The organism is Streptomyces sp. NPDC055140, assembly GCF_053607285.1.
The window spans coordinates 1-5,359 of the sequence record NZ_JBSGTG010000100.1; the positions used below are offsets into that span (position 1 = coordinate 1).

Genomic DNA, 5,359 nt, shown 5'->3' on the forward strand with positions numbered 1-5,359 from the left:
GCGCCCCGGCCGGCGCCTGCGGCATCGGCTTCTTCGGGCGTCCCATCCAACACCTCCGTGATCAAGGTGTTGCGACGACCAGTTGAATTCGCCTTCCGATCCGCGGTCGGTATGCATGATGCAGCCGTCCTCCAGGCCGCCGCGGCCGGCGGCCATCCGCAGGGCGGCGACGGGCAGCTCGGCCCGGTGATGCTCGGCCATTGCCCAGCCGATTACCTCCCGCGTCGCGAGATCGATGCAGGTCGCCAGATACGCCTTGCCCTCGGCGGTGACCAGCTCGGTCATGTCACCGACCAGCCGCATCCCCGGCCGCGGGGCGGTGAAGTCCCGCCCGATCAGATCGGCGTCGAACACCGCCCGACGCGCCTGCCGGGTCAGCCCTCGACGTCGGCGACGGGTGATCCCGCTGATGCTGTGCTCGCGCATCAGCCGCTCGACCCGCTTGAGGTTCACCACTCGCCCGGCCCGCCGCAGCGCGGCGTGGATCCGCGGGGCCCCATACGCGCCGCGCGAGCCAGCATGCAGCACCCTGATCTCGCCGACCAGGGCGTCCTCCTCCCGCCGCCGTGTCCGCCGGGCCGGCCTCGCGGCGAGATGGGCGTAGTAGGCCGAGCGCGTCACCTTCAACACCCGGCACAAGAACGCCACCGGCCGGCCGCCGGGATTACCCTCCCAGGCCCTCTCCGCGTCGATGAACGCGTAGCGCGCGGCTACTTCGTCTTCTGCTGCGCGAAGAAGGCGGTCGCTTTTCCCAGGACTTCGATCGTCGCTTCCTGCTCGCGGACTGTCCGGCGCAGCCGGACCAGCTCCTCCCGCTCTGCGCTGGTCAGCGCGCCGACCGGGCCCTCACCCCGATCGATCTTCGCCTGCTTGACCCAGTTCCGCAGGCCCTCCGCACTCACGCCCAGGTCCCGGGCAACCTCGGTGACGGTCTTTTCCGAGGACAGCGCCAGCGCGACCGCGTCCCGCTTGAACTCGGCCGTGTACCTCTTACTCGTATTGCTCTTCTTGCTCACAGGTTGTGCTGCTTCCTCCGGGACCCATCCGTCCCAGTATCAACCTGTCCAGATCAGAGGGGGAACTTCAGTCTGCCACTAGTGCAAGGTTCGGCCAGCCATACGCCGGCGGTACTGGGGGATTTTGTTCGCGGGGATGCCAACGGGGCTGGGCTGATCCCGTCTCGATCTATGCAGCGGTCCTCCCAGGACGGCTCCGTCATGCGCACCATGGCCATGCAGGGCCTCAAGCTCAACCGTCCCGAGCACTGCCAGGGCCCACTCGGCCAGCATTGGAGGACGCAGAGCCGCCCTCCCTCAGAAGATGCAGGGCCCTCGCAGGCCGAAGACCGCACCGACCGCGACCGTGCTGTGACAGCGTCCGGCCGCCGGGCGGCGAGGGCGGGGCAGACGGCAGCCCGGACCGGCATTCCCCCGCGTGTCAGCTGAAGGCGCCTGGGTTGGGTGCCCATCAGGGCGCCCGGCCCGGAGGAGCACTGCAGACCCAGGCCCCGCACCCCGGGGGTGTGTTAGACAGGTAGTAATCAAAGGGGTATTTTGCAGCAGCTCAAGCTCGGAATCATGTCGCAGACCCGAAAAGAGAACGAGCACCGTCTGCCGATCCACCCAGCGCACTTCGAACGCATCGACGTCGACCTTCAGCCCAGCATCTCTCTGCAGACCGGTTACGGAGAGCACTTCGGTGTTTCGGACCGTCAGCTCGCCCCGTGGGTCGCCGGTTTCCGCTCACGCGAGGAGCTGATCGCGGAGTGTGACGTCATCCTGCTGGCCAAACCGTTGCACGAGGATCTGGCGGAGCTGCGGGACGGGCAGGTGCTGTGGGGGTGGCCGCACTGCGTGCAGGACGAGAAGGTCACGCAGGCCGCCATCGACCGCAGGCTCACGGTGATCGCCTTCGAGGCGATGAACCACTGGACCCGGGAGGATACGTTCGGCCTGCACGTTTTCCACAAGAACAACGAGCTGGCCGGCTACTCGTCGGTGCTGCATGCCATGCAGCTGACCGGGGCGACCGGTGACTACGGGCGCCGGCGGCGTGCGGTGGTGATCGGCTTCGGCGCCACGGCACGCGGCGCGGTAACCGCGCTCAGTGCGCTGGGCGTTCACGACGTGGACGTGCTGACTGCCCGCGGCATTGCCGCCGTCAGCTCACCGATCCACTCGGCACGGATCGTGCACTTCGACCACGACGTGGCCGACGACACCCGCGACCCGCGGCGCAGCGTCGCGCTCACCGAGGACGGCCCGGAGCCGCTGGCCGAGTTCCTCGCCGGGCACGACATCATCGTCAACTGCGTGCTCCAGGACACTGCGGCGCCGCTGATGTTCCTGATAGCGGAGGACCTGCCGAAGCTCGCGCCCGGCACCCTCGTCATCGACGTCTCCTGCGACGAGGGCATGGGCTTCGCCTGGGCTCGGCCTACCACCTTCAACGACCCGATGTTCACCGTCGGCGACCACGTCCACTACTACGCCGTGGACCACAGCCCCTCCTACCTGTGGGATGCGGCCACCTGGGAGAACAGCGAGGCGCTGATCCCGTTCCTGCGGCCGGTCCTCGAAGGCCCGGACGGCTGGGACGGTGACCGCACGATTCGCCGAGCGATCGAGATCCGCGGCGGCACCGTCCAGAACCCCGCGGTCCTGGCCTTCCAGCACCGCGCCGAACAGTACCCGCACGCACTGCTCTGAACCGACGCCGCCTGACCGACGGCATACCCACACCGGGTACGCCGTCGATCAGGCGCCCCATGTGTCTTGCCGATGTCCACACCGGCCCAGATGTCGGGCACGTTCCCCTCCGCCAGCTCGTCGCACATGGAACCTGCAGACGACCGCGCCGGCGTTGTCCTACAGCAGCGATCAAGTCGCGTATCCCAATTGGCGGTCGGGTCGTCGTGGGGCTTCGGGCGGCCAAGTCCCGTAAGCCATCCAGCGGCTCAACCTTTACAGCCATACCCGAAGCCCCCGGGCCCTCCGATCCTACGAACGACCAGAGCAGGCCCACGCCAAGAAGGTAGGACAACCCTTAGGTGTATTGAGCATGAGCGTTGTTGACATGGCAGCCGCGCTGCTGTCCCAGGCGCGTGCCGATGCGGGCCGGCGCGCCCTGAGGGGAAGGCCTTCTTCCCGGCAGGCGCAATCACCGCGGCGAGGCAAGGGGATCGGGGAGCCGGTCGTCTTGGCAGCGGCGATATCGGAATTGCTGAGCGAGAGCGCCTGGGTGATGGAAGCGGACCCGACGCACGGGACGTGGACCGAGATCGTCGGCGAGGACATTGCCAAGCACGTACAACCCGTTGGCTTCGACCCGTCAACCGGCGCCTTACGGGTGCGGGCCGACTCCAAAGCCTGGGCTAGCCAACTGCGTTTTCTCTCACCCCAGTTGGTCAGGCGCTTCAAGGAAAATGGCCCACTGCGCGAGGTACGGAGCCTGCAGGTGGAGGTTCCAGGATCTGCCGGCCGTTCCCGTCCCGGACTGGGCGGCTCGCCTGCCGTTCGGCCGACGACTACTCCCACACCGCGCCCTTCACGAACCGGTGATCCGCTACTCGAAGCCATCCGCCGTCAACAGAGTCAGCGCGAGGCTGCGCCATTGCCTCACCACGTGCCGTCGGGTGACGTCGCGCGACGCCTCGCGGCGCGGGCCCGAGCACTGGCACGAGCCCGAACCAGGGCCCCGGGCTGAGGATCGTGCGTGCCTCATCGGCCAGTTGCCGCGTGATCTAGGGTGGTTGGGCACCGCGTCGACGTTACGGGCCGGAGCAGAGCAGTGGGGGAGGGGCCAGTGGACTCCAACGACAACGAGGACGGCTCAAGCGCGCACGACCTGCGGGCGGAGAAGGCCGTGCTGCGAGCGATGCTGCAATCCAGCAACGCGATCGCCGACATCGTAGAGCTGCTGTACGACGACGATTTCTACCAGCCTGCACACGCCCACCTGTACCTCATGCTCCTGGATTTGTATGGCAGGGGAGAACCCACGGACCTGGTCGCCGTAGTGGCCCACCTGACCAAGGAGGAGCAACTCGACCAGGCCGGCGGAGCCCCCTGCATCCGAGAGATCTCCCAAGGCCGCGTACCGAAATCGAGCTGGACCAGGAACGCTGAACGGGTCCGGGCCACTGCCATGCTTCGGCGCCTGCGCCAGGCCACCGCAAGAATCGACAACCTGGTCGCCGATGTCGGCCCGGACGCCGCCGACCGCCTCGCGGATACCGCGCAGAACGAAATGCTCGCGGCCACACTGCGCCGCGGCCTGCCGCCGGCCTATTCTCTCGGCGAAATCCTGGAAAGCACCCTCGACGAAGTTGAAGCCCTGTCCCCCGACCGTGCCATCGGCCTGCCCAGCGCCTTCACCGACTTCGACACGCTCACCGGTGGCCTGGTGGACGGCCAGCTGATCGTTGTGGCCGGCCGCCCAGCCATGGGCAAGACCACACTGGCCCTCGACTTCCTGCGTTCGGTCACCATCGGGCACAACGTTCCGGCCGTCCTGTTCACCCGCGAGACCGGACGCCGCGAAGTGAGCATGCGCATCATGTCCGCCGAAGCCCGGATCGCCCTGCACCATCTCCGCAGCGGCACGATGACGGATGAGGACTGGACCCGGCTGGCCCGTCGGATGCCCGAAGCCGCCGCCGCACCGTTGTACGTCCAGGACAGCGCGTACGCCACCTTCACCGATCTGCGTGCCCAGGCCCGCCGTCTTCGAGCCCAGCGCGACGTTCGCCTCATCGTCGTCGACGCTCTTCACCTCCTCGACTACGGCACCCGGCCGTTCGCCTCGCGCTACGAAGAGATCTCCGAAATCTCCCGTTGCTTGAAGCCGCTGGCCAAAGAGCTGCAGATCCCCGTGGTGGTCGTCTCCCAGTTGAACCGCGGTCCCGAGCAGCGCGTGGACAAGAAGCCGATGCTGAGCGACCTGCGCGACTCCGGTGCGCTGGAGGACAATGCCGACCTGGTCGTACTCATTCACAGTGAGGACGCCTACGAAAAGGACTCGCCCCGCGCCGGCGAGGCCGACCTCATCGTGGCCAAGCACCGCGACGGCCCGACCGCCACGATCACCGTGGCGTTCCAGGGCCACTACTCCCGTTTCGTGGACATGGCACAGACCTGAGCCCGAAACGTGTAGGGTCTGGCGGCTGATGTCGTCATCTCACGGGCCGTGTCGTACCGATGTCGTATACGACATCACCGTGAGACTAGCTGTATTGAGCATGAGCGTTGTTGACACGCGCGGGTCTTGAAGAAGGCGAAGGCCTCCGTGTGTGGTGGAGGTGTCGAATCTGCACCGCACGGAGGCCTTCATGTCCCACCGTAACGCCCGTCTGACCCTT

Annotated in this window: 5 protein-coding genes; 3 read left to right on the top strand and 2 right to left on the bottom strand. The window is 67.3% G+C overall.

What is annotated here, in order from left to right; all coding sequences use genetic code 11:
• Both ACWFR4_RS47495 and ACWFR4_RS47500 read right to left on the bottom strand, forming a co-directional pair.
• Positions 1-693, bottom strand: a 693-nt coding sequence (locus ACWFR4_RS47495) for an IS3 family transposase (protein WP_453658059.1), incomplete at its 3' end; no start/stop codon positions are given.
• 17 nt (positions 694-710) lie between these two features.
• Entirely contained in the window at positions 711-1,016 is a 306-nt protein-coding gene (locus ACWFR4_RS47500) for a transposase (protein WP_453658053.1), read from the bottom strand.
• A gap of 537 nt (positions 1,017-1,553) precedes the next feature.
• Between ACWFR4_RS47500 and ACWFR4_RS47505 the strand changes: the two genes are divergently transcribed.
• The 3 genes from ACWFR4_RS47505 (at position 1,554) to dnaB (ending at position 5,139) form a co-directional block, all read left to right on the top strand.
• Positions 1,554-2,708: a N(5)-(carboxyethyl)ornithine synthase gene (locus ACWFR4_RS47505; protein WP_453658055.1), complete on the top strand. Its 1,155-nt coding sequence runs from the start codon at positions 1,554-1,556 to the stop codon at positions 2,706-2,708.
• A 367-nt stretch (positions 2,709-3,075) separates the two neighbouring features.
• Complete coding sequence (locus ACWFR4_RS47510; protein ID WP_453658061.1) at positions 3,076-3,705, top strand: DciA family protein; 630 nt, start codon at positions 3,076-3,078, stop codon at positions 3,703-3,705.
• A 99-nt stretch (positions 3,706-3,804) separates the two neighbouring features.
• Positions 3,805-5,139 carry a replicative DNA helicase gene (dnaB, locus tag ACWFR4_RS47515; RefSeq protein ID WP_453658057.1) on the top strand — a complete coding sequence of 445 codons (1,335 nt, stop codon included), beginning with the start codon at positions 3,805-3,807 and terminating at the stop codon, positions 5,137-5,139.
• Positions 5,140-5,359 lie beyond the last annotated feature (220 nt).